The organism is Croceicoccus ponticola (assembly GCF_004004515.1).
Lineage (GTDB): Bacteria > Pseudomonadota > Alphaproteobacteria > Sphingomonadales > Sphingomonadaceae > Croceicoccus > Croceicoccus ponticola.
On the sequence record NZ_RXOL01000010.1, the window covers coordinates 24,953 to 50,114 of the forward strand.

The following is a 25,162-nucleotide window of genomic DNA, read 5'->3' on the forward strand; positions in this document are numbered from 1 at the left end:
CCTGTAGGAGAAGGCAGTCATGGAAATCGTCGGGGACTTAGGGTTCTACTTTCCGCTTGTCTTTCTTCTTCTCATTTTCCTGTGGTCGGCCATAAAGATCCTGCGCGAATATGAACGCGGGGTCGTATTCACGCTCGGTCGTTTCACCGGCGTAAAGGGGCCGGGCCTCATCATCCTGATTCCGTTCGTCCAGCAGATCGTAAGGACCGATCTGCGCACGGTAGTGCTCGACGTACCTACCCAAGACATGATCTCGCGGGACAATGTCTCGGTAAAGGTCAATGCCGTCGTCTATTTTCGCGTTCTCGATCCGCAGAACGCAATCATTCAGGTCGAAAATTTCATTCCGGCAACCAGCGAACTAGCGCAGACGACCCTGCGATCCGTGTTGGGCAAACACGATCTCGACGAGATGCTGGCCGAACGCGACAAGCTCAACGCGGACATCCAGGAAATCCTCGACAAGCAAACCGACATCTGGGGCATCAAGGTGGCCAACGTCGAAATCAAACATGTCGACATCGATGAATCCATGATCCGGGCAATCGCCCGACAGGCGGAGGCAGAGCGCGAACGGCGGGCGAAAGTGATCAACGCCGAAGGCGAACAGCAGGCGGCGGCCAAGCTTCTGGAAGCGGCCAATATCCTCAGCGCCCGGCCGGAAGCCATGCAGTTGCGCTACCTCTCGACGCTCAATGTGCTCGCCAATGAACGCAACAGTTCAACGATCGTGTTTCCATTCCCGATGAACCTGTCGGAATGGTTCAAGGGTGGGAAGGATGAACCCAGACGTAATTAGGCAGGACGGCCCGGCCGTCGCGGGCCACATTCCTTCCTCGACGGAGTACAACTCAAAGTGCGCCGCGTTCTCGTTCGACAATCGTTTGAGCGACATCCTCCGGGATGCCGAGCCCGAAGAGCAAGGATTCCGAAAGCTGGAGGGTCGCTTCTGCGGTTTCAGGGATCGCCTCCAAAGCCCCCATCCGCTTCAATCGCCGGGCATGCGCAGGATCGCGAGCACGAGAGTACACCGGAATATGGGGCCAAGAACGGTGCACTGACGAAACAAGCGCCTCGCCAGATCCCATTTCATCCATGGTCGTTACGAATGCCAGCGCGTGACCAATATCGATGTGCTCCAGCAACGCGGCATCGCTTGCATCTCCATAATAGACGGGGGCACCATTCTCTCGGGCGCGGGCCACAACATCAGGATCCCTGTCGATCGCGATATAGGGGATACGCTGATCTTCCAGAATCCTGCCCAGCATCTGCCCAACCCGCCCGAAGCCGCCGATCACGATCCGTTCTTCCGAAGCCGATGGAGTGGAGGCAGCAGCCTCTTTGCCCCTTGCCGATAGACGTAAGCCCACCCGGCGTGAAAGTGCCTCGAGGCCCGGCGTGGCAAACATGGTCACCACCACCACAAGAATGGCAGTTTGCGCGATTGCGTCGGGTACGACGCCCAGAACCAATGCCGCACCGATGGCAACGATGGCGAATTCCCCTCCCTCGCTGAGCAGGATCGCGGTCTCTGCGGCAACCGCCAAACCCAGGCGAAAAGCAAGAGCGAGGCCGAATAGGACAATTGCTTTGATGATGATCAGGGACAGGGAGGCCAGCAACAACCATCCAAGGTCAGGCCACGCCGAGGCGATATCCAGACGCATGCCGACCGAGATGAAGAACAAGGAAAGCAGCAAGCCCTTGAATGGCTCGATGTCGCTGTTGATCTGATGGCGGTATTCCGTGCTGGAAAAGATCAAACCGGCCAGAAACGCGCCCAACGCCATCGACAGCCCTGCCCAAGCGGTGAGGGCGGATGTACCGAGGATCAGCAGCAGAACAGCCGCCATGAAGGTTTCGCGGTGACCACGCCCCCCGGCATTACGCAGCAGGGGCCGCACGATCACCCGACCAATCAGCAGAATTACCGCGATGACCGCAATAGCTCCAGCAACTGCAAGGAGCGCGGAACTCGAAACAGAACCAGGTTCGCGCGAGCCCAACGCTTGCACAAGAAACAGGATGGGCACGACCGCAAGGTCCTGCATCAGTAGGATGCCGAAAGCCGTTCGGCCTACACGCGTGCCGATCCGCATCTTCTCTGATAGAAGTTGCAGAACAATGGCAGTCGAGGACAGCGAGAAGCACAAAGCCAGAAGTCCAGCGAGCTGTAGTTCAAACTCAAGTACGAACAGACAGAGGGCAATGACCGCCGCCGTTACGAGAATCTGCGCCGAACCAAGCCCAAACACGAGCTTTCGCAATCCCCAGATCTGGGGAAGCGACATTTCGACGCCTATACTGAACAGGAGGAATACGACGCCCAGTTCGCCGGCAACGCTAATGCTCTCTGGATCGGAGACAGAGATATGCCGCATGACAGGAATTTGCGATGCAAGCTGCGATAACCCGAAAGGGCCGAGCAACACGCCAATGCAAAGGAAACCCAGTACGGGGCTGATGTTGAGCTTGCGCACAGCGGGCATTGCTATGCCCGCTGCTGCCAAGAAAACGATGGCGTCTTTCAGGAATGGCATCTCTTCCGACATGAATCGTTCCTTACGAAGGCTCGATCAGGGGGCGGACCGCCGCTTCACTTCAGCATTACGTTACGGGTCGATTGTAAGTCCGATATAGCCATAGGCATAGTGATCAATCGGGTAGTGAACCGACAGCACGTCAAATCGCGCACTGTCTGCAACGGTTGATTTTGGAGCGCCCGGTCTCGCGGATTCGGAACTCGACCTCTACTGACCGAAGCTGGGGCGCGTAGCTGACGTGCCGGCACGCTGCCCGGGATGTCCGCTATCCCGATCGGCGCTTCTGAAAGGAGCCGTTCCGGATCGTCCAACAGACCCGACATTTCCTGACTGGTCGTTCCGGCATCAAACCCGGGTTTCGCTGCCGGCCCAGCATGCGGGAACTGATGTATCAGCCCCGCCCTGTGACGAGCACGGCGACCGCCTCGAGCAACGCTGACGCATCTGCAACATCGCGTCGCATGGCGACGATAGCTCCTGCATCGGTTGCAGTCTCGCGCAAAGCCGCAACGGTACTCACATCCTCGAGAATCCCCGCAACCCGGGAGAGCAGAGCGCCGGCAATGTCGGTGTCGTCGTGCATGGCCCGGGAATGCGGACACGCCGACGGCAAGTCCAGACGGAGCTTTTGACCGTCACCTTCAGTCGAGCAGTTCACCCGGCCGCACGTCGAACGGTACCGCGAGCTTCTCGACGACCGTGACCGTCGGGTTGCGCCGCCCCCGCTCGATATCGCTGACGTAGGTGCGATGAATGCCGGCGCGGTCGGCATAATCCTCCTGGCTCCATCCTTTCTCCTCACGGAGGCGACGAACGTTTTTGCCAAGGCGGGTGCAGATGTCCACGCACGAGTAAAGAGCGCCATGTCGCCGATTGATCTACAGACGATCAGTGACATTGTGCTTGACTGTGCGGCCACACGAAGCATCCATGTCGTTACTTATTGTCGACATGGAGAGCGTGATGAATGACAACGCTGGCGAGAACCGAGCAGGACAAAAGGAGCCACGCCGGGTCAGCTTCCCGCTGGGCATTGGTATCGCGTTGGCGCCTTTCGTTTTCGCATGGTTCCTGCTGCGCGAGGGGTACAGCAGCCTGGCCCGCGCGGTCGGATTCGGATGGCTGGCTTTTTTCGCGCTCGGCTACATTGCCGGACTCGCAGAAGCCGGCGACGAAGCTGCCCTCGCCGAGACCAAAGTGCCCGATACGCTCAAGCCTGCAACGGCGGCGCGTGCTGATCGGCTGCCGGGCGAACCGGACTGCACCCTGACCAGCGAGACCGAAGGCTGGAATCTGGTTAAGGCCAACGCCATCCTGACCGCAGAGCGCTACGCCATATCCCATAACCCGGCTGCCACCTTCGGCGATGCTGATGGCAAGCCGCTCTACCAAATCGATGGCGCCCACAAGGGCCAATACACGTTGATCATCTCCAACGATCAGGTTGCCCTGGCACAGCTGGTTCCGCTGTTCGACTTCTGCACGCCTGCCGAGCGGCTCGATCCGGAAGGGGAACTCTGGAAGGTGGTTCTCGCCAAGCTCAACGGGGAGACCTTCTGATGACCCCTGCCGCCATCCGCTCGATGAGCGGGCTCCGTATCGCCTTCCTCGCCATCGCCATGGTCCTGCTGCTGATGACACTGGTCGCGGAGGCATGGATCGCCGCAGTTATCGTCATCATCGCCATTGCCCTTGTCATACCATGGCCATTCCTCTTCGTGACCGGACCCGATGGATCGCGGCAGACCAGAAGCGATCTCGTCACTTCACGCAAATGGATGGGCCGGTCCGCGGTGCTGCTGACGGTTGTCGCCCTGTTCGCAATGTCGTCGGCATGGTCGGACACACCTGAAGGCAAGGCCGCGATGGCAAAGCGCGATCAGGAACGTCGGATCGAACAGGCGATGGATGAAGCGCGCGAGCGCGCGGAGGAAGCTGGAAAGCAGGCCGCCGCGGAAGAGGAAAGCCGCAGCGGCCTGCACTGTCTCAGCCCATGGAACGGATCCTACCGGGCTCTCGTAACCGCCGTCGAACCCACCATGCGCAATCCGGATTCGTTCGAACACATCGAGACACGGATCACGCGGCTCGATAGCGATGGCAACCACAATGCCCTCATGACGTTCCGCGCCGAGAACGGCTTTGGCGGCATGAACGTCGAGACGGCCTTTGCGCTGGTCCGGGGAGGCGACTGCCAGCTGCTCGAATGGCGGATCATGAGTTGACCAGTCCGAAGGGGCAATCCTAGCGCCACCTCAACGGTGCACCCTGCGGACGGTTGCGACCTCCAGACGACCTCTTGCGTGCAGGACGCTCGCTGGCAAGGTCCCTGCGCATCCGCCGCTGGAACCAGTCGAGCGCCTGGCTGGTGGAATCGACCTGGTCGTCGTGACGCCGGTTGGGAAAGCCCAGCAGTTCCTCGAGATAACAAGTGAGCCATGGCGCCTCGCGCGGCAGGATGATCTTGCCGGTCTCGAACATGACGGCGCGGGCCTGCATGCGCGCGATCTTCTCGATCCTTGGTTTGACCAGTTGCGGCCTGCAGCGCCGCGAGGCATTGAACAGATTCTGCGCAATCGCACGACCGAGATCGGCATCCTCGACGAGCGTGATGTCGGCATCGTTCTCGATGTGGGTATTTTCGATGAGCCGGGTCAGTCCCGGCGCCTCCATCCGTTCGCGGATGACATCGAGAAGCCAGATCTCCCCATTGGCCTGTCCCCAGACGGTGCCCACCGACCAGTCGGCATTTTCCGACAGCGTCGAGGCCGTGTCCCAGCTGACCAGCGTCGTCTCGAACTCTTCGGGATATTCGTCGCAGTAGCGCAGCCACGCCCGGCGGATGACAACGCCGTCATCGGGAACCGGCTGCTGCTGGTACTGCGCGCTGAACGCGGTCGCACCCATGATCTTCTTCTGGCGGTCGAGTTCGGCCTTGCCCATGCGCGTGGGCTGGATGAACTCGCCCTTCCTGCGAACATGGCTACGACCGTTGCCCAGATCCCGGGTCTCCTTCTGCGTCGCGATCGCCGGGATCGACAGCAGTTCGTAGTTCTCCTGTTCGAGCAGGTGCCCCGCCAGATCCTCGTCGTGCAACCGCTGCATGACGCAGATGATCGCGCTTTCCTTCGGATGATTGAGCCGGGTCGAGATCGTGTTGTCCCAAGCATCCGTCACCCGGGTACGGGCGACCTTCGAGAAGATCTCCTGCCCCTTGTTGGGATCATCGAGGATGATGTAGTCGGCGCCGCGTCCGAGCACGCTGCCCTCGATCGAGGTGGCAAGCCGATAGCCGCCTTTCGTGGTCTGCCATTCGAGCGTCCGGTTGGGCACGGCCGGACGGCACTCGGGAAAACAGCGGCGGTACCATCCGCTGCGCACGATGCGCACGAACTGGGTCGCCTGCGCCTTGGCGACATCGTTGCTGTAGGTGACGCACATGATCCGGCGGGTCGGATCGTGACCGAGGATCCACGCGGCAAAAGCGATGGAAACGGTGATCGTCTTCATCGCGCGTGGCGGCATGTTGATGATGAGGCGCCGGTTCGCGCCATCCTGCACGGCCAGAAGCCTGTCGGCGATGACCTCGAGGTGCCAGTTTTCCTCGTAGACCGTGCCCGGTTCGAGTTCGGCCATGACCCGGCTGACAAAGGTCAGGAAGTCCAGCCGGGTCATGGCGTCCCAGATGTCGGCCGGCAGTTCGACCGCTTCGGCGAGCGCGGTCATGCCGCGTCTCCTTCCCCGGTCGGCATCCGGCGGGTGAGAAAGTTCATCACGCTCTCAAGCGGGACGGTGGCACTCGCGTTCTCGTTGCTGTCGCTGGCCGTACCCAGCAGCCGCAGCAAGGCGGCAATGGCCTTGGCATCACCTTCCAGGGCCGAGTTCACCATGCGCTTGGCAAGCGCTTCGCGCTTGGTGAGGCGCAGGAACTCCTCGCCTACCTTGATCCGCATCTCGGCATCGAGTTCGTTCTCGACATGCTTGAGGAGGCTGCGTTCTTTCGGCGGGCGGCCAGCCGGATTGCCGGACTGGCCGGGTTTGAAGCGCGTGGAGACGGGCGGGTTGCCGGGACCGACAGGCGAGGAAGCAGCCGGCGTTTTACCGCAAGTCGATGCACCGGATTTGCGGGTCCGCGTGCGGGCAGGAGCCTTTGCCATCAGCCGTCCTCCCGCTCGCTGGCGGCAATGTCGACGATCTCCCGATCATCGACACGCCCCGGATCGCTCTTACAAGTCATGCTTTCGTGCTCGACTTCTTCTTCCGGACCACCGGCCGACCGATCACCCAGATCGACGCCGCGGGCCTGCGCAACCTCGGTCCACGTCTCACCGGTGGACGCCAGCACCGCTTCCCTGCCCGTCATCTTCTGCCAGCGTTCGATCATCGCATTGCAGTACTTGGGATCGATCTCGATGAGCCGGGCCCGCCTGCCGGTATGCTCGGCCGCGAGCAGCGTGGTGCCCGAACCACCGAAGCAGTCGAGCACGATCCCGCCGCGGTGCGAACAATCGCGCATCGCATCGGCGACCAGCGCCATCGGCTTGACCGTCGGGTGCGCGGCCAGTTCCTCGTCGCGGCCGGCATGGAACGTATTGTTGCCGCGGTAGGCCCAGACATTGGTCCTGTACCGGCCCGTGTCACCTAGCCCGAAGTTGTTGATGGGCTTGGCGTCTCCGACCTTCCACACGTAAACCAGTTCGTGCTGCGAGCGGTAGAAGGAACCCATGCCGCCCTTGCCCTTGTCCCAGACGACGAGGTTCTTCAGTTCGCTGTAGACCGCCTCGCCTGCATCAAGCATCTCGCGCTGGTGACGCCAGTCCATGCACTGGAAGTGGATCGCCCCGTCCTGACTGAACCGGGCCGACAGGTCGAATGCTCTGGTGAGGAACTGCGTGAACTCCGCGGGACTCAGCTCCCCGGCCGCCATCGCGAAGTCAGGAAACTGGGACTTGCCCTTCCCCGAGAAGGCCCTGGTCGGCAAATTATAAGGCGAATCCGAGAACACCATCTGCGCGCGGTCCTCGCCCATCAGGATCGTGTAACTTCCCTCTGCCAGAGCGTCGCCGCACAGCAGGCGGTGATCGCCAAGCAGCCAAAGATCGCCCGGACGCGTGACGGGCGCGGGCTGGTTTTCCTCATCATCCGTCCCGCCGCTGCCCTCACTGTTGACCAGAAGGTCGTCGATCTCGCTCCTCGCAAAGCCCGACACCTCGATGCTGAGGTCGAGATCGAGCGTCAAATCGAGCAGTTCGCTGAACTCGAGCCGCAGCGCGTCCTCATCCCATTCGCCGAGGTCGCCAGTGCGGTTCTCGGCGATCGCGTAGACACGCTTCTGCTCGTCCGTCAGGTGATCGACGCGGATCACCGGGACAGTGGCAAGGCCCAGATCCTTCGCCGCCAGCCAACGGGCGTGGCCGCAGATGATGCGGTTCTCCTCATCGATCAGGATCGGGTTCAGAAAGCCGAAGTTCGCGATCGAGGAGCGGATCGCGCTCATCTGGCGCGGGCCGTTATTGCGCAACCGGCGCGGCGGCGGCTTGAGGGTGTCGGATGCGACGTCGGTCACCGCAAGCGCGAGCGCGTCATGCGGATCGTTCGGCAGGGCAACGACGGAGGGGATCACACTGGACGTATCGAGAAGAACGCGAGTGCGCTTGCGAACAGAGGCAGTCCTGGGCATTGTATAACTCCAGCCCGGCAGCTGGAACGGAGAGCATGCGCCGAAAACGACGTCTGCTTCATTCCTGCTGCCTCCGGACCTGGAACTGACCCTGGATGCTGCTGCTCCTGGCTGACGGGGTCGCCAGGTGCGAGGGCCTTTTCGCAGATCGCCCAGTGCGCTGTCAAGCCCGATTTTGTCACAAGTCATTGAAATCGTTGACGAAGGATCTGCGTTCTGGGCCTGCTATTGGCCCGCCCCTCCCTGCTATTCGGAAACAGGAAGGCGACTTTGCGCATGCAAATGGTTCATTCTCTTCGGTAAATGCGGCGCCGGGACGTGACGCGCTGCGAGTACATTCCCTGTTTTTGCGGGAATAACAGGGAGACTTGACGCCTGAATTGGTCCGAAATGCAATCCCGTAGTGGCCGACAGGGTCGCGGAGAAAGCCGGCTGAAATCGCCTGAAACTTCTCCGATCTGGGCCCTCTGCACTACGGGTTCACGCGCAATGGGCGCGGATCTGCGCCGTTTTGAGAGGGTTGTCAGGTCAATGTCGGGAAAGGGTAGACTAGGTGGCGGTGCTGTCAGTCCGACGCTAACTCGTCTCCACTTGGCGTACGACGGCTCAGGTTTTTCCGCAGTTATGCCGCAAGATTTTGCCACTCGACCAGCGCGGCCGAGCGTCTTGCCTTGAATGTTTCCCTGTCGACGAGGTGACGTTCCTGGTTGAAGTGGTTGGAGATCGAGGCGTGGACCGAGGCGAACTTCTGTAGCGATTTCATCCGCCGAAACCGGAGCATCGCGCGCTCCCTTCGTCGGAAGGGCAGGTGTGAATTTTCGGCGCGATTGTTGGCGTGGCGGCCAACTTCCTGGCGGCGCTCGTTGCCCAGTGCGCGCATGGCAGCCGAATAGGACTTGAGGCCATCGGTAACGATCTTCTCGGTTGGACCATGGCGTTTCAGCGCCTTCTTCATGAACCGCAAAGCCGCCGCTTTGTCGCGTTTCTTCGTGACATAGCTTTCCAGGACCTCGCCCTCGTGATCGACGGCCCGCCAAAGATAACACATCTCTCCGTTGATCTTTACGTAGACCTCGTCGAGGTTCCATTTCCAGTGGCGGAATCCCCGCATCCGGCTCACCCGCTGTCGGCGAATATCAGCTGCAAACAGCGGACCAAATCTGTTCCACCAAAGCCGCACCGTCTCATGGCAGAGATCAATACCACGCTCGAACAACAGATCCTCGACGTTCCGCAGGCTCAGCGGGAACCGGACATACATCATGACCACGAGCCGGATCACCTCCGGCGAGGAGTGGAAATATCGGAACGGCGAAGCGGATTTTCGAGGTTGGGCCATAACCCGGCCCTACCCTCGACCAGCACCATCCGCTAGCGGTGCAGTTGCTTTGACAGGGCCTCGCCGCCATGCGGATGACTTCGGGTGAGGAGTGGATATAGCGGAACGGCGACGCGGGCTTTCTGGGACGGGGCATGACCATGGCCTCCCCTATGCAGCTCACGGTGCAATCCTTCTGACATCACCCCACCTTCCCCGCAAGCTCAAGATCCACGGCGACAGATCCGACGATCGATCAAGAGATGGACTCTAGCCGGTTGAACCCACCATCGGCATAGACCAGCGGCTCAACCGGCTGATCCGATATGTGGACCGCCACGACCTCGCCGATCAGCAAGTAGTGCGTACCATATTCGTGAAGCTCAACCTGCCGGCATTCGAAGCTAGCCTGAGCATCTGCAAGGATGGGCATGCCGAATTGGCCGAATTGCCAATCGCCTACCGCAAAGCGCGCCTCCCCTTTCACCTTACCGCTGCATGCGCCGCAAATGTCATCGTGCGAGGCATGGAGGATATTGATCGCGAAGTTCGCTCCGGCCTTAATCACTCGAGCGATCGAGGCTGACTTGTTGATGCAGGCCAGAAGCGACGGTGGGTCCATGCTCAGTTCGCTGATTGCAGTCGCCGCCATCGCATAGCGCGTTTCCTCGAATTCACAGGTGATGACGACGACCGCCTTGGCGAGCCGACGCAGACCCTGCTTGAGATCGTCTTGTATGCACATTTGTCTTCCCTTCGAGAGAGCATCCCCATGACGCTACTTGAGATAATCCTTCAACAATTCAATCGCGCAGAAAGCAATTGCACCGCTAGCGAATGGTGCTGGTTGAGGGTAAGGCTGGCAGAATCTTGCGGCATGAGGGCGTGAATGCTTGGGCCGTTCTGCGCCAAGTGGCGAGAGGTTAGCGTCGGACTGACAGCACCCCTCAAATCAAAACTTGGCGAAGCGCATTCAGCTGGTGATCAATTGCGCGGCGGCTTACGGCTGCATCCGGCGCAAGTAGATCGAAGCCATGGGGGGCGCCTGGAAAAACAGCAAGGTCAACTGGTACACCCGCAGCCATCAAACGGCTGGCATACTGAATGCATTCATCCCGAAACAGATCCAGATCGCCAGTCATGATATAGGCCGGTGGCAAGCCCTGCACATTCTCGGCGCGGGCTGCCGCTGCATATCGTGACGTACCGGTTTCTTCCGTGTAGACTGACCAAGCGTCCAATGAAACCTCCCGGGTCCAAAGGCCGGGCGGCAAGTCTAGACGCCCCGATTCCGTTTCATGGGTGTCGTCGATCATCGGGTATATTAGTAATTGGTAACGGAGGGGAGGTCCACCCCGATCGCGATTGAGGAGCGCCGCCCCCGCCGCAACGCCGCCCCCGCCGCTTGGCCCCCCGATGACGATTCGACTGCGGTCCAGTCCGAGTTCGCTAGCGTTTGCGGCAAGCCACTCTAGTACTGCGCACGCGTCGCGCGGAGCCGATGGTGAACGGTGCTCAGGAGCCAATCGATATTCCACCGACACGACCGTCATTAGTGGCGTGTATCGGAAGGCCCATGGGTCATGAGCTGATCCCAAGACATATCCGCCGCCGTGCAGCCAGACCAGCACGCTTTCAGGGCTCACCGCTTTCGGGTCGCGGTAGATGACGATGGGCACCTCGGGATCTGCATCAAGCCCCGGAACGGTTCGAAGTTCGGTGGTCCCGCCGAATGGATACTGGCCGCTCTTTACATCGTCCAATCGCTCTCTTCCTGCGGCGCGGGCTGCCCCTATGTCCTTGGTTATTAGCGCGAAAACCTCGGCAGATTTCTCCGGATAAGCCGGGACAAGTTCTGGATCGATGCGGTCCTTTACCGTTTTCACTGTTTCCTCCCCCGGTTGATGCCCTTGCGGGTACTGATATTGGATCTGCTGTTCACTTCTGATCCCTACACCGGAGTGCGGTCAAAAGCATGAGCCCTTGTCGGCATCGATGGGAAGGCTTCAGTCGTCGAAGATAGCCACGGCACGCGTCCATCCTGCAGACGCGGCGCGGATTTTGACCGGAAAACACGATACGGTGAATCCTGTCGCCGGTAGCACTTCGAGGTTGTGAAGTTTCTCGAGATGGCAATAGCCGATTTCCCGGCCTGCTTTATGACCCTCCCAGATCAGATCTGCGTTTTCAGTTTCGGCGTAGCTTTGTGCGGTATGCGAAAATGGCGCGTCCCAGCTCCATGCGTCTGTGCCAGTCAAGCGCACGCCGCGTTCCAGAAGATAGAGTGTTGCTTCGCGCCCCATGCCGCATCCCGCATCGACATAATCGTCGGCGCCGTATCGCTTGCCGGCCTTTGTGTTGATCATCACGATTTCCAACGGCGACAGCTCGTGTTCGATCCGCGCAAGCTCCGCCTCCACATCGGCGGCGGTAATGATATATCCGTCGTCAAATCCGGTGAAGTCCAGTTTGACACCCGGCTGAAAGCACCATTCTAGCGGCACTTCATCGATGGTGATCGCGCGCTCGCCCTGGTTCATCGTTGACGCAAAGTGCCAGGGCGCGTCGAGATGCGTTCCGTTATGCGTGATCAATTCGACCTTCTCGATCGCCCACGCCTCGCCATCGGGAAGATCTTTCTTCTGCAAGCCGGGGAAAAAGCGTCGAACCTGCGAAACGGACATTTCATGATCGATGTACTCGATCTTCGGTCGATAGGCCGGGGGATCGGAAATGACGTCGTTTTCGAGATAGATCGACAGGTCGACGAATTTGCGCGCCATCTTCAAAACTCCACCCGGTCAGCACCCTTCAGGCCGAGGATCTCTCGCGCTTCGGCTGGCGAAGCAGGTTCGTGCCCCATTTCGTGCAGGATGCGCACGATCTTCTGCACTTGTTGCGCATTCGACGCGGCCAAGACACCTCGCTCGATGAAAAGGCTGTCTTCCAGCCCGACCCGCACATTTCCGCCCATCAACGCGGCCTGAGTCAGAAACGGCATCTGAAAACGACCAGCCGCCAGAACCGACCACTGGAATGCATCCTTACCAAACAAGCGGTCGGCTGTGGCCTTCATGAAAGTCAGATTCTCAAGGTCTGGACCAATTCCGCCAAGGATGCCGAAGATCATCTGAATGAAGAACGGCGGCTTCACCAAACCCCGATCGACGAAATGGGCAAGATTGTAAAGATGGCCCACATCATAGCATTCATGCTCGAACCGCGTTCCTTGATCGCCCAGCGTTTGCAGGATGTATTCGATGTCGCGGAAAGTGTTGCGAAAGATGAAGTCGTCAGACCCTAGGATATAGGGCTTTTCCCACGAATGCTTCCACTGAGTGACGCGCTTGGCTGCGGGGAACATTGCGAAATTTATGCTACCCATGTTGAGCGAGCACATTTCTGGTTTGAAGTGAGCCGCAGCCGCAAGGCGATCCTTGAGAGGCATAGTTGCCGATCCGCCGGTGGTGATGTTCACGATTGCATCCGTGCGTTGGCGAATGACGGATAGAAAGCGCGAATAGACATCGGGATCGCCGGTTGGTTCGCCGGTTTCGGGGTTGCGTGCGTGAAGGTGCAGGATCGCCGAACCGGCCGCTACCGCATCGAGCGACTGGCTAGAGATTTCCTCGGGCGTGATCGGCAGTGCGTCGGACATTGTAGGAGTGTGTGCGCCGCCAGTCACAGCGCAAGTAATGATGACTTTCGCCATGGTTCAGCCTTTCTTGAAAGACGTTAGCGATCGCGATGCGCCAAGCCTGTCGGCGCAAATATGCGCGGCACTGACTACGCCGTCGGTGAGAGTCACCATGCCTGCCACGGGCAAGACCATTTCCGAACCGATGCGGTCATCACCGACCCCTTCGAACCCGCCCATGTATTGACCGATGATCCCGCAATGAAACGCCGCCCTGCCGCCGCCCGCGAAAATCGTGTCGATATCTATTGCCGCAGGCCCGATGACAGACCGGCATCCGGGATTGCCTACGCCGATTTCCACCACGCCGGGATCGTCAAGAAAAGTCAGTGATTTGAGCCATCGCCTGACGATTTCCTCCGCCTCTGGATCGGCGGCATGGCACGGCTGGTCCCAAGGGGCCGGCGCTGGCGCTTCGATTGGATTGACCTGTCCGCTGGCCAGTTGGACCTTGCGCGCGAAGTAATCCTCTTCAGCCCAGCCGTGCCGCAAACGCCCGTCCTTCAACTCGAACAGAGAGATGCCGCCCCAGGATGCCGCACGGCCGGCATTCCTGATCGAGACGCCGTGCTCAGTAAACCGCATCGCGACGGCATCTTCGCATATCAGTGTATCGTGCACAGTGACCACAAGCCCGGGAAACTGTTCGAGCTGTGCGCGGGTCGCGGGCAGGTAATCGTGGTCGCGGCCCTGAAAAAGGTGGCCGCTAATGGACAGGCTGTAGTCTGGATCCATGATCCGTTCTACTTCAGCCACGTCATGTGAAGTAAGGAAATCGGTGGCAAAGCCGCGCAGAACGCGAGCCTGTTCGCTGATGCCTTCGATCATATCCGGGCTTCCCTGTCGGCCATCGCTCGCAATTCCTGTTTCAAGACTTTTCCCGACGCATTTCGCGGCAGAGCGTCGACGATCGCGACTGACGTTGGGCATTTGTAATGAGCCAGCTGTTCACGCGCGAAGGCGATGGCGGTCGCTTCGTCGATGTCGGCACCGACACTGGCGACAACATAGGCGCGCGGGGTCTCTCCCCACTTCGCATGGGGCACGCCGATGACGGCCACTTCGGCAATCGCGGGATGATCGGCCAGTGCGTTCTCGACTTCGGCGGGGTAAACGTTCTCTCCGCCAGAGATGATCATGTCCTTGTAACGGTCGTGAATGTAGAAATAGCCATCGGCATCCTGAAGGGCAGCATCGCCTGTGCAGAACCATCCGTCATGGGTGATCGCCGCGTCCGTCTCATCTGGCTTCTGCCAATAACCGTTCGTTGTCATGTCGCCGCGCACACGGATTTCGCCGACTTCGCCCACTGAGACCGGGTGACCGGTGGCAGGATCGACCAGTACGATTTCCGCCCAGGGCATGGCCCGTCCGCATGAACGTAGCCGAGCTGCGCGAGGCCCGCCCGGGTCGTGATCTTCTGGGGCCAATGTGATCACGGTCCCTGCCGTTTCCGTCATGCCGTAGGCATGATTAAAGGCGCAGCTGAACGCAGCTATCGCTCTCAAAAGCAGATTTTCCGAGATTGGAGATGCGCCGTAGATCAGCCGTTGCAGGCTGGCGACAGAGTGGCCGCCGTGCTCGACATGCTCAACCAGCCGCTGGATCACCGCTGGAACGAAGAAGGCGTGAGTCACGGCGTAGCGGCGCATGGCCGAAATGACGGCATCGGGTTCCAGCGTATCAAGCAGGATCGAATGACCGCCCTGGCTGAGCGCCATGAGCCCGTATCCCATTCCCCCGATATGAAAGAGCGGCATGGCCACCAGATTCACGCTGTGATCGGAAAATCCCCACATCTTCGACGCAGTGCGGTCAACAGACAGCATATTGCGCTGGCTTATCGGAACGCCCTTTGCCTTACCCGTGGTGCCGGAGGTGTAAAGCAGCAGGATGATGTCATCGGTCAAAGCATCGCGGTGAGGGGGCATATCGCGTGCCGCATCACGCCAAGCCCTGTAACTGCTGTCGAGCAGGACGAGGTCCGGTGTATCGGCCGCATCGCCAAGCAGCGGCATCAAAGCGCTGTCGATCAGCATCAGAACAGGTTTGCTGTCGGCCAGGATTGCCGCAACTTCCCGGGCCGACAGTCGTGCGTTGATCGGGGTCATGATAGCTCCGATCTTTCCGCAGGCGAAAAACAGTTCGTAAAACGCCGGAGAGGAAGGCGCGAGAATCGCGACCCGATCGCCGGCTTTCACCGATCGGTCGGCAAGCGCGGCGGCGAGTCGATCGCTGGCCGCGTCAAGCTGGGCGAAACTGAACGTTTCCTCATAAAATGTCAGACACGGAGCCTCGGGCGTCTTCTTCGCAAACTGACCCAGCAGTTCAAGCGGGAACCGCGCGTCGAAATCGAGGTGCGGCGAGTTCATCGTCAATAGCTCTTGGCGAGATGCAGACTGTGCTGCGCGACATAGTTCAGGATCATTTCTCGGCTGACGGGCGCTGTCTTGTGAAGGCGAGCGATGAACCACAGGTCGGCAAGTCCATATTCAAGCGACAGCCCGTTGCCGCCATGAACCTGAATTGCCTGGTCGAGCGCCTTCAGCGATGTTTCGGCAGCAAGGAACTTGGCCATGTTGGCAGCCTCGGCCGCGTCCTCGCCCGCATCGTAAAGCTGCGCTGCACGGGCATTCAACAGGCGAGCGGCCTGAACTTCGATATAGGCTTCGGCCAGCGGATGGGCGACGCCCTGATGCGCACCGATCGGCTGGCTCCACACTGTGCGGTCCTGCGCATAGGCGGAGCCCTTGGATAGCGCGAAGCGGGAAATACCGTTGTTGATCGCAGCGGCCGATATGCGTTCGGGGTTCAATCCGGCGAAAACCTGCCGCAATCCCTGTCCGGGTTCGCCGACCAAGGCATCGGCATCCATTTTTACGTCATCGAAAAACACCGAAAACTGGTTCTCGGGCGACTGTACCGCAGCCTCGATTTTTTGCATGGTGATTCCCGGCGTGTTGGTGGGCAGAACGAACAGCGAGAGCGCCGATTTTCCGGTCGATTCCGCCAGTTCCGCATCGCGCGCCACCACTAGCACCGACTCTGCCTCGTCAATGCCGGAAGTCCAGTATTTCGCGCCGTTCAATACCCAGCCGTTGCCTTCGCGCCGCGCGGTTGTCGTCACCTTGTGGGTGTTCGATCCGGCATTGGGTTCGGTAATGGCAAAGGCCATCTTGCGGCTGCCGTCGGCAATGCCGGGCAACCATTTGTCCTTCAATTCGTCGCTGCCATATGTGGCGATGATCGGGGCGCAGATCGATGTGATAACCAGGTAGAGCATCGGGCAACCTTGCGCCGCGCATTCTTCGATGACGATATTGAATTCGGCCATGCCGCCGCCGCTGCCGCCATATTCTTCGGGAATGTGGACGCCCAGGAAACCTGCCTCACCCAGCTTTTTCCAGAGCGCATCGGGCTGTTCGCCCTTGGCCACGCATTCCTGAAAATACTTGCGCCCGAATTCACCGACCAACCTGCCGACGCTTTCGCGCAAGTCGGCATGATGATCGGCCGTGTCGACCAGATTTGAAAAGAACATGGGTTCGCCGGACACGTGGAATCCTTCCTAGATTTATTCAGTCGGTCCAGGCGAAGAAACCTTCGCCGGACTTCGCACCGAGTTTGCCCTCGGCGACCATGCGTTCGAGAATGGCGGGCGGCGCAAAGCGCGACCCGTGCGCCGCTTCGAGCGTACGCGCGATATCAAGCCGGACATCGAGGCCGACAATGTCGGAAAGCCGCAGCGGGCCTACGGGATGGCGATAGGCGACCACTGCCGCTCTATCGATATCTTCCGCACTTGCGACGCCGCTTTCGACCATCCGCATCGCCTCAAGCGACGCAATCAGGTCGAGACGGCTGGTCGCAAAGCCCGGGACGTCGCTGACGGTCAGCGATTCCTTGCCAATCCAGCGGGCGAATGTGCGCGCCTGTTCAATAGCATGATCGGATGTGGCGGCTCCGCGCACGATTTCGAGCAGTTTGATTGACCAAACGGGATTGAAGAAATGCATGCCTAGAAATTTCGCCGGCTCCGGAAGGTCAGCGGCTAACAGGTCAATCGAAATTGCGCTGGTATTTGTGGCCAAGAGGTGCGGTTTGCGCGCCGCCGCGCGGGCAAGAACATCCTTCTTGATTGCCAGGCGTTCCGGCACGGTCTCGATCACTAGGTCAAGATTTTCAGGAATGTCATCGACGGTCTTGAGCCGGGTAATACGGCGGGGAAGCTCATCTGCGTCCGGTTCGGTCATTTTGCCGCGATTTATGGCCGAGGCAACTGCATCGCCAATTTCGTGTTTCACCGCCTTGGCTCGCGCGTCGTCGGGTTCGACGAGCCAGACTTGCCCTCCGGCCTGCGCACAGACGTAGACTATGCCAACGCCCATCGTGCCACCGCCAAGGACCGCGGTGCTCCAAGTTGTTTGCGACGCGTTCATCGACCACTCCAGACGGGATCCCGCTTCTCGGTAAAGGCGCGGGCTCCTTCTTGCGCGTCGTCCGACGCGAGCACAGAATCCACCAAGGGGCGTTGACAGTCCCAGATTTCTGCGGGAGCCCAAGCGCCGCTCTCTTCTACAATGCGCTTGCTCATCATCACGGACAGGGGCGCATTCGCCGCGATCTCGCTCGCCAGCGCAAGCGCTTCGGTCAGGGCTTGACCCGAAGGAACCAGCCGGTTGATCATGCCCCACTGTTGGGCAATCGGGGCCGCCATCCGGTTTCCGGTCAGGGCATATTCGAGCGCGATCGCGGGAGGAACCTTCCGAGCCATACGGATCAGACCCCCGGAACCGGCGACGAGACCGCGGCATACTTCGGGTAGGCCGAAGGTTGCGTCATCGGCTGCCACGATGAGGTCGCAGGCGAGGGCGAGCTCGCATCCCCCCGCGAGCGCATACCCTTCCACTGCGGCGATTAACGGCTTGCGGGGAGGGGCCTCCGTCAAACCACCAAAGCCGCGCCCTTCCAGCTCGGGCCGCTCGCCTTCGACAAAGGCGCGCAAGTCCATTCCGGAACAAAAATTGCCACTGGCGCCGGTCAAAATCCCGACGCGCAGATCATCCTCGCTGTCGAGGCGATCAAGGGCGTCGGCAATGGCCATCGACACTGCGCGGTTGACCGCGTTGCGTTGCGCCGGACGGTTGATCGTAATAACCAGCGTGTGACCGATCTTTTCGATAAGGACGTTTGCGCTCATCGGATCATTGCTCCGCCGTGGCATGGTGGACGATCTCGAAATCGTCGAGGTTGGCGTGCTCGGTCATCTTCCAGACTTCCAAGATCCGGAACGGGTTATTGACGATGACCCGGCCCTTGGAATTGTGGAAATAGGTTTTCACCCCTGTGGAGGTCCACACCATGTCGGCATGGCGCGAGTCGATCATCGCGTTGTATTCTTCGTATCGGTCGTTCCGCACATCGACGGAGTCGATCCCTTCAGCGAACATCTGACCAAGCAGGGACATCAGATAATGCACTTGTCGTTCCAGCACGGTAATTAGGCTGCCGCCGTGACCGAATTGGGTATTCGGACCATAGAACAGAAAGAAATTAGGGTAGCCTGGAACTACCGTGCCCAGATAGGCGCGTGCGTTGTCGCCTTCCCAATCATCGTGAATGTCACGCCCGCCAATGCCTTTTACGCGCATCGGTATCAGCCAGTTGACAACATCGAACCCGGTCGCCCAGATGAGCACGTCGGCATCGATAGTCTCGCCACCATCGGTAGTGATGCTGTGTTCGGCGACCGAGCTGACCGATCCTGTGACAAGCCGAACATTGGGTTTTGTCAGCGACCGAAACCATCCATTGTCCAGCAGCATTCGTTTTGCAAATGGCGGGTAATCCGGCAGGACCTGGGGCAACAAATGCGGTGAATCGCCCAGTTCCGACTCGATATACGAAGTCAGTCCGCGCCGATGCGCATCGTTGATTGGATTGATGGCGAGCGGATCTTCGGCATAGGCAGGATCGTTCTGCAACGCTTCGTAGAGCTTGTCGTTGAATGCCCAACTCAGCCGAAGGCGATACCACAGGCGATAGACAGGAACTTCTTCAAGCAACTTCTGTACCGGCTCGGGAACCTCGACCTTGAACTTGGGATGGGGCGCGGCCCACTGAGCTGTGCGCTGAACTATGGTAAGCGTGGCTACCTCGTCGGCAATTGCCGGTGCGACCTGCATGGCGCTTGCCCCGCTGCCGATGAGCACGACATGCTTGCCCGCAAGGTCGAGGCCTGCGTCTGGGTATTGCGCGGTGTGCACGCTGGGGCCCTCGAAGGATTCGAGACCCGGCAAATTGGGTATGCGCGGTTTGTTGAAGGCACCGACCGCACTGACAACAATTGACGCGGTCAGCGTCTCGGCCTCGCCAGCTTCGTTCATAACGTCGGCATCCCACATTCGGCGTGCCTCGTCATAACGCACCTCCCGGACATTAACCCCGAAACGTACATGGCGAATGATATCAAGATCGCTGGCGACTTTTTCGAGGTACCGGTGGATTTCGCGGCTGTCCGCGAAATAGCGTGACCAGGGATAGGAGGCGAAAGAAAACGAATAGAGGTAGCTGGGCACGTCACAGGCGGCGCCGGGATAGCGATTGTCCTGCCAGACGCCTCCCATTGCAGATCCGCGTTCGACAATCACGTAATCGATGCCCGCTTCCTCGAACTTGGCCGCCGCGCAGATGCCCGAAATGCCTGCGCCAACGATAAGTGCGCGAAAGCCGGGCGGCGACGCAGGAAAGGGCTGATCCGCACCAGCCGGATCGGGCAACTGCAATTCATTACGGACAAGCGGGGCATATTCGGCCGGAATCTGCTCGCCCAAGGATACGCTCATGATGCGGAGCAACAAGGCATCATCGGGATTGGGAATAGCCGGCTGCTTGCCCGCGAACCACGCGCGCAGTTCGTTAAGCGCAGCGGCCCGAATTTCATCCTGGACCGCGTCCGGCAAGCCGCCGTCGTCATTGTCGTCCAGTCCGCGCGTACGGGTTGGGACGAAGCGTCCCTCGATCCACTTGAGATCGCCCGTCATCTGGATCAGCATAGCGGCCAGCGTCGGGATATTGGCGAGCTTTACCGCCTCGCCAAGCCATGCACGCTCTCCCTGATCCAGATTTTCTGATGCAGTCACCGATATTACCTCTTGCGTATCTGAACGTCCGTCCACCGCGCCTGCGGTCAGGACTCTCCCTTCTTGGGAAGTGCGGCGATGAGTTCGGGGGCGATATCCTTTTCGCCGCGTTCGTCGATGTGCCGCTGAATCCGATCCTGAATTGCGGCAGCGATCTTGCCCGCGAGTTCTGGCCGGCTTGCACGGCACTCGTCGCATGAGATCTTGCGATTGTCAGGCATCTCGTCGATTTCCGGCATCACATAGCGGGCGAACATTTCGTAAGATCGCTTCGTGCTTTCCCAGTTGGCCCAGTTGTGGCCAAAGAGCAGAAGGGTGCCGAAGCCGCCGGATTGTTCCTGCAAACGCCGGATTTGGGCGATTGCGTCGTCAGGCGTGCCGATCACCGCCATATTAGAGCTGAGCAGGGCGTCGATGACATCTCCGCCGCCAGGTACGATAGGCAGAGCGGCTACATTGCGTAGATAATCAGCCCAGCCGTCGATGCCGAATTCGACGTCCTTTTTCGCCTGTTCCCGCGTCTCTGCAATGTGCATCGGCGCGACGAGCCGCCATTTGGAGCGATCGACCTTCTGGCCATTGGCTTCCGCAACCTCTTCTGCGATGTGCCAGTTCGCGGCAAGCGCATCGAAGGCGGCGCTGGAAGTGGCGCCGAACGACAACATCCCGATGCCATTGCGGCCGCTGGCGCGCGCGCCGGTCGGCGAAACCGTGCTAGCTGCGACCATTTCGATGCGCGGGCGGGTGTAGGGCCGCATATGGATGCGCGCGTTGTTGAGCGTGAACCAGTCGGTCTTCGCCGTCACGGTTTCGCCGCGCAGCAGTTTGACCATGACGTCGATACCATCGTCCATCATGTCGCGCTGCTTGGCGACATCAATGCCCATCATTTCAGCGTCGGAGGCGAGCGAGCCAGGGCCCATGCCGATCATTGCACGGCCGCGTGTCATGTGATCGAGCTGACTAAAGCGTTCGGCCAGCATCAGCGGATGGTGATAGGGTAAGGAACTGACGGCCGAACCCAGCATGATCCGCTTCGTGCGTTCTGCTGCAGCGGCGATCATCAGTTCGGGACTTGCAATAGTTTCCCAACCGGCGGAATGGTGCTCGCCGTACCAGACCTCATCATAATCGTATTTCTCGAGAATTTCCGCGAGTTCCAGATCGCGCTCCATGGCGAGCGTCGGATTCTCGTTGAGCGGGTGATGCGGGCCCACAAATGCGCCGAATCTCATTTTTGCTGACATGGGTGAAAATCCTCTCGCTATTATTTTAGTTGTTCGGCGGTCAGTTCATCGCCGCTTTTAGATCGACATCCATATGGGCCGGACCCGTCGCGACAAACGAAGGGCGCCGCTCGATGGCCTCTACGAAGCTCGTCAAAGATGGGAGCCGCGCCCGCCAGACGAGAGCGTCGATGGCCTCGCTCAAGCCAGAAGCGACGGCGAATTCGAACAACAGCAATGTTGTCGCCACCGCGATGTCGCCATGATCGATGGGCCGGTCGTCGGCTGGTGCCTGACGGTCGGCGTACATTTCGTCGAGCGCGCACAGGGCACCAACGACTTTGCGGGTCTGCCGCTCCACCCAGGCCATGCTGGGTTGCGGCCGCTGGCGCTCAAGGATCAGGCTCTGTGCCGCTTCCATCAGCCGTTCGCCGAGCAATTGGCGCTTTTTGGCTGCCAGCACGTCATTGATGTCAGCGGGAAGCAGCGGGGTTTCGGGGTAACGTGCTTCCAACCAGGTCAGGATGTACGCTGAATCGTAGATCGTCTCACCATTGTCGGTGATCAGGATCGGCAATTGTTCCAGCGGATTATGCTGAGCAGTGCAAGTATCCTCCGCCCACGGGACATCGTAGCTGACCGTGAAATCGATGCCCTTTTCAAGCATCGCGATCGCGACTTTACGGCCGAACGGACTTGGGCGCGCATTGATCAAAACATTCGTCATTTTGCATCCTCCGCCTTTCGGCCTTTGGTCGGGGCCCAGCGTTGAAAATCGATCTTAACGTTGTGTCAGACCTCAGAACTTCTTGCGTGCTTCGAGCAGGAATGTGCGCGGAGCGCCCGGGATGACGGTGTTGACCGCCAGCAGGCTAAGGAAGCCGATGCCCCCGACGTAATACGTCCTGTCGAAAGCATTTTTCAGGTTCGCGGTGAGAGACCATCCCGCCACATCGTCTTCGATTCCGGCGCGAAAGTTGACGAGCGTGTAACCGGGGATCTTGGTGCCGGGATTTAGCGTGTTGCCGGTCGAACTGAAGTATGTCGACGTCTGGGCGTAGACATCGCCGTGCAGCGTGGCGGTAAGGTTCGAACTGACCGGCGCCTTGATTTCGGCAAAGGCTACGCCCGACCATTCGGGCGTGTCGGGGTAAGTGTCGAACGCGACTGCCGGATTGCCGAGAACCGAGACGATATTGCTGGTGAACCGGGCGTCGGTATAGTTCACGTTGCCGCCGATGTTCAGCCACGAAGTCGGGCTAATCACCCCGTCGACTTCGATGCCGGTGACTTCGGCCTTGGGAACATTGACGGTAATCCCGGCAAGACTGCCAAAGATTTCGACGTAGTTCGAACGCTGAATATCATCGATCCACATGTTGTATGCGGCAAGGTTGAAGCGGACTGGAGTGGTGCCGATTTCGCCCTGATATTTCAGGCCCAGTTCCACATCGAGCGCCGTTTCCGGGCTGTAACCTGCGCCACCTTCATTGCCGACACCGGGAAGCGGCGGGGCGAAGAAGTTGAAGCCGCCGCTGCGGAAGCTTCTGCGGCTCACCGCATACAGCAGGAGGCTGGGGTTGACCTGTTGTTCTAGCCCGACATGCCAGCTGAACTTCTTGAAGGTTTCCGAGAGCGGATTGACGAACGCGGGGTTGGGGTTGGTCAGGTAGATGTCGTCATTCTGGTGCGTGATCGTCACCTTTTCGGACGAATAGCGTCCACCCAGCGTGATGCCGAGCCCTTCGTTGATCATGTCGCTAAGATCGAGCGTGCCCTGCGCGTAAACCGCATACGACGTGTTATCGATCCGGGCATCGTTGATCTGGTTGATCGGGGGCGCTATGGGAGTGAGATCGAGGATCACGCTAAGCGAGCGGTTGTCGAGCGTTTCGTCAGAATAATAGAGACCGGCGACGTAGGTCAGCGTGTTGCCGAACGTGTCGCCCAGGATCTGCAGTTCCTCGGAAAACTGCTTGAGGGTGCCGCCGCGGCCATCGGCGCCATTGCTGTCAGCGGGGAATGATGTCCCATCGAACTCGGAAGCGTCAAAGGCCTTTTGCCGAACGTAGCCGACAATGTTCTTGATGCTGGTGTTCGGGCCGATTTCCAAAGTGCTCGTGTTGGTGACTGTCAAAGATTTGGAGCGGTGGAAGTTGGGTGCATCGACATCGACGATATAGGGCCCGCGGGCCTGCTGTTTTGCAGCAAAGGCCACGATGCCTTCGGGATCGGCGCCCGGGTGCGCGGCAAGAAAGGCGGCAAACACGCCAGGGCCGAAAAGGGAATCGATGTCGGGGCTGTAAAGGATGTTGTTTGGAACAAATGCGCCGCCTGCGCCGCGTGGCAGAATGTTATAGATGACACTCGACAGGTTATCGCCGCCAGAATGGCCGTATTCGACCATCAGGTCGTTGGTAAACGAAAGTGAAGGCTTGATAGTCAGGCTGCCGCGGACGTTCTCTTTCTTGACATCGCCAAGACGGCCGCCGTCGAACAGATTGCGCTGATACCCGTCACGACGCTGGAAGAAGCCGGCCACGCGCAGCAGAACAGTATCTTCGACCAAGGGCACATTGATGGCGCCTTCGGCCTGAACATGGCTGTAATTGCCGCCGCGCAGGCTGACATAGCCGCCTAAATCGTCATCGGGCTTCGCCGTCGTGAACAGCACGGCACCGCCGGTGGAGTTCCGCCCGAACAAAGTCCCCTGCGGTCCCTTCAGAACCTGGATCGACTGAAGATCGTAGAACGCGGTCGAGCTTGCGCCACCGACCTGCACTTCGTTGACATATGGCAGCACGCTGGGCCGCGAGAAGCTGAACGAATCCACCGATTGGCCGCGCAAGGAATAGTTAAGCTGATTGTCGCTCTGCCCCGCCTTGACAGTAAGGCCGGGGATGGCGGTCTGGAGGTCCGCCTCGCTAACGATGGCCTGTTCAGCAAGCGTGTCTTGGCTCAGCACCGAGACCGCCACCGGGGTACGGGCTAGGGAGCCTTCGCGCCGCTGGGCCGTGACCACGATCTCGCCCATGGCGCTGCCCGTCTGGTCGGCAGCACTAACGGTATCGCCGTCAGCTGCGGCCGCGACGGTCTGCGCCATCGCGGTGGAGCATTGCAGCGCGGCCAGGATCGGCACTGACCACATCATCGTCTTGAATTGCGAAGCCATCATCATCCTCCACCAGCTGCAGGCTGATGAAATTCGCCTGCTTGCCTGATTGTTGACGCGGTGATGTGCGGCTTAATCTGATTGTCGCCACCACTCGTCTTATGAGCTTTAAACTCCGCCCAACGGATAAGTTTGTCAACACATGTATTGAAAAAAATACAAGACCGAGCCGTTATTGGCTCGAAACTGCGAGTTTTCGGTCAGGGGGCGAGTTCGCCAGAATCCGCGAAGTGAGCCATGGGCTTAAGCGCCGTGATCGCTTGGGTGATGCAGACTACAATCGGGAGAATGCGGATGAACTATATGATATAGCACGAATATATGACGAATGTCGGTCTGCAACTGTGGTGCATCCGCTCAAATTTCTGAAAAAACGCATGC

At 59.6% G+C, this 25,162-nt stretch carries 23 protein-coding genes; 3 read left to right on the top strand and 20 right to left on the bottom strand.

Annotation, left to right across the window (positions count from 1 at the left end; genetic code table 11):
* The first annotated feature begins 19 nt into the window (after nucleotides 1–19).
* Complete coding sequence (locus tag EKN06_RS14485) at nucleotides 20–799, top strand: slipin family protein (RefSeq protein WP_127613616.1); 780 nt, start codon at nucleotides 20–22, stop codon at nucleotides 797–799.
* Nucleotides 800–851: 52 nt separating this feature from the next.
* Here EKN06_RS14485 and EKN06_RS14490 read toward each other — a convergent pair whose 3' ends face one another.
* The 3 genes from EKN06_RS14490 to EKN06_RS14500 form a co-directional block, all read right to left on the bottom strand.
* Nucleotides 852–2,555, bottom strand: coding sequence for a cation:proton antiporter domain-containing protein (locus EKN06_RS14490; protein WP_127613617.1), 1,704 nt, complete (start codon nucleotides 2,553–2,555; stop codon nucleotides 852–854).
* Between the two features lie 382 nt (nucleotides 2,556–2,937).
* Nucleotides 2,938–3,129 (bottom strand): hypothetical protein, encoded by a 192-nt coding sequence (locus EKN06_RS14495; protein ID WP_127613618.1) that lies wholly within the window; start codon nucleotides 3,127–3,129, stop codon nucleotides 2,938–2,940.
* A 58-nt stretch (nucleotides 3,130–3,187) separates the two neighbouring features.
* Complete coding sequence (locus EKN06_RS14500; protein WP_127613619.1) at nucleotides 3,188–3,391, bottom strand: helix-turn-helix domain-containing protein; 204 nt, start codon at nucleotides 3,389–3,391, stop codon at nucleotides 3,188–3,190.
* A 118-nt stretch (nucleotides 3,392–3,509) separates the two neighbouring features.
* Between EKN06_RS14500 and EKN06_RS14505 the strand changes: the two genes are divergently transcribed.
* Both EKN06_RS14505 and EKN06_RS14510 read left to right on the top strand, forming a co-directional pair.
* Nucleotides 3,510–4,106 carry a hypothetical protein gene (locus EKN06_RS14505; protein ID WP_127613620.1) on the top strand — a complete coding sequence of 199 codons (597 nt, stop codon included), beginning with the start codon at nucleotides 3,510–3,512 and terminating at the stop codon, nucleotides 4,104–4,106.
* The gene (locus tag EKN06_RS14510; RefSeq protein WP_127613621.1) at nucleotides 4,106–4,771 is read left to right on the top strand and encodes a hypothetical protein; all 666 of its coding nucleotides are present in this window, start codon (nucleotides 4,106–4,108) and stop codon (nucleotides 4,769–4,771) included. The genes EKN06_RS14505 and EKN06_RS14510 overlap by 1 nt, the downstream gene beginning before the upstream one ends.
* Nucleotides 4,772–4,790: 19 nt before the next feature.
* Here EKN06_RS14510 and terL read toward each other — a convergent pair whose 3' ends face one another.
* From terL to EKN06_RS14595, 17 genes are all read right to left on the bottom strand, one after another.
* A complete protein-coding gene (terL, locus tag EKN06_RS14515; protein ID WP_127613622.1) occupies nucleotides 4,791–6,272 on the bottom strand; it encodes a phage terminase large subunit in 1,482 nt (493 codons plus the stop codon).
* Nucleotides 6,269–6,703: a DUF5681 domain-containing protein gene (locus EKN06_RS14520; RefSeq protein ID WP_127613623.1), complete on the bottom strand. Its 435-nt coding sequence runs from the start codon at nucleotides 6,701–6,703 to the stop codon at nucleotides 6,269–6,271. Before EKN06_RS14520 ends, terL begins: the two co-directional genes overlap by 4 nt.
* Nucleotides 6,703–8,112 carry a site-specific DNA-methyltransferase gene (locus EKN06_RS14525; protein WP_205693921.1) on the bottom strand — a complete coding sequence of 470 codons (1,410 nt, stop codon included), beginning with the start codon at nucleotides 8,110–8,112 and terminating at the stop codon, nucleotides 6,703–6,705. Before EKN06_RS14525 ends, EKN06_RS14520 begins: the two co-directional genes overlap by 1 nt.
* 736 nt (nucleotides 8,113–8,848) lie before the next feature.
* Complete coding sequence (locus tag EKN06_RS14530; protein ID WP_127613625.1) at nucleotides 8,849–9,565, bottom strand: IS6 family transposase; 717 nt, start codon at nucleotides 9,563–9,565, stop codon at nucleotides 8,849–8,851.
* A 235-nt stretch (nucleotides 9,566–9,800) separates the two neighbouring features.
* Nucleotides 9,801–10,289, bottom strand: a complete 489-nt coding sequence (locus EKN06_RS14535) for a flavin reductase family protein (protein ID WP_127613626.1) — start codon at nucleotides 10,287–10,289, stop codon at nucleotides 9,801–9,803.
* A gap of 202 nt (nucleotides 10,290–10,491) precedes the next feature.
* Nucleotides 10,492–11,430 carry an alpha/beta hydrolase gene (locus tag EKN06_RS14540; protein ID WP_164844098.1) on the bottom strand — a complete coding sequence of 313 codons (939 nt, stop codon included), beginning with the start codon at nucleotides 11,428–11,430 and terminating at the stop codon, nucleotides 10,492–10,494.
* Nucleotides 11,431–11,550: 120 nt separating this feature from the next.
* On the bottom strand, nucleotides 11,551–12,327 hold the full coding sequence (locus EKN06_RS14545) for a cyclase family protein (RefSeq protein ID WP_127613628.1): 777 nt from the start codon (nucleotides 12,325–12,327) through the stop codon (nucleotides 11,551–11,553).
* Between the two features lie 2 nt (nucleotides 12,328–12,329).
* Complete coding sequence (gene kce, locus EKN06_RS14550) at nucleotides 12,330–13,256, bottom strand: 3,5-dioxohexanoate:acetyl-CoA acetone transferase (RefSeq protein ID WP_127613629.1); 927 nt, start codon at nucleotides 13,254–13,256, stop codon at nucleotides 12,330–12,332.
* A 3-nt stretch (nucleotides 13,257–13,259) separates the two neighbouring features.
* Nucleotides 13,260–14,069, bottom strand: coding sequence for a nuclear transport factor 2 family protein (locus tag EKN06_RS14555; protein ID WP_164844099.1), 810 nt, complete (start codon nucleotides 14,067–14,069; stop codon nucleotides 13,260–13,262).
* Entirely contained in the window at nucleotides 14,066–15,613 is a 1,548-nt protein-coding gene (locus EKN06_RS14560) for a class I adenylate-forming enzyme family protein (RefSeq protein WP_127613631.1), read from the bottom strand. Before EKN06_RS14560 ends, EKN06_RS14555 begins: the two co-directional genes overlap by 4 nt.
* 2 nt (nucleotides 15,614–15,615) lie before the next feature.
* Nucleotides 15,616–16,797: an acyl-CoA dehydrogenase family protein gene (locus EKN06_RS14565; protein ID WP_240655032.1), complete on the bottom strand. Its 1,182-nt coding sequence runs from the start codon at nucleotides 16,795–16,797 to the stop codon at nucleotides 15,616–15,618.
* Between the two features lie 22 nt (nucleotides 16,798–16,819).
* Nucleotides 16,820–17,680 (bottom strand): 3-hydroxyacyl-CoA dehydrogenase family protein, encoded by an 861-nt coding sequence (locus EKN06_RS14570; protein WP_127613632.1) that lies wholly within the window; start codon nucleotides 17,678–17,680, stop codon nucleotides 16,820–16,822.
* Nucleotides 17,677–18,441, bottom strand: coding sequence for a crotonase/enoyl-CoA hydratase family protein (locus tag EKN06_RS14575; RefSeq protein WP_127613633.1), 765 nt, complete (start codon nucleotides 18,439–18,441; stop codon nucleotides 17,677–17,679). Before EKN06_RS14575 ends, EKN06_RS14570 begins: the two co-directional genes overlap by 4 nt.
* Before the next feature lie 4 nt (nucleotides 18,442–18,445).
* Nucleotides 18,446–20,383 carry a flavin-containing monooxygenase gene (locus tag EKN06_RS14580; protein ID WP_127613634.1) on the bottom strand — a complete coding sequence of 646 codons (1,938 nt, stop codon included), beginning with the start codon at nucleotides 20,381–20,383 and terminating at the stop codon, nucleotides 18,446–18,448.
* Between the two features lie 47 nt (nucleotides 20,384–20,430).
* Nucleotides 20,431–21,630: an LLM class flavin-dependent oxidoreductase gene (locus tag EKN06_RS14585; RefSeq protein ID WP_127613635.1), complete on the bottom strand. Its 1,200-nt coding sequence runs from the start codon at nucleotides 21,628–21,630 to the stop codon at nucleotides 20,431–20,433.
* A gap of 40 nt (nucleotides 21,631–21,670) precedes the next feature.
* A complete protein-coding gene (locus tag EKN06_RS14590) occupies nucleotides 21,671–22,336 on the bottom strand; it encodes a glutathione S-transferase N-terminal domain-containing protein (RefSeq protein WP_127613636.1) in 666 nt (221 codons plus the stop codon).
* Between the two features lie 72 nt (nucleotides 22,337–22,408).
* Complete coding sequence (locus tag EKN06_RS14595) at nucleotides 22,409–24,781, bottom strand: TonB-dependent receptor (RefSeq protein ID WP_164844100.1); 2,373 nt, start codon at nucleotides 24,779–24,781, stop codon at nucleotides 22,409–22,411.
* Nucleotides 24,782–25,162 lie beyond the last annotated feature (381 nt).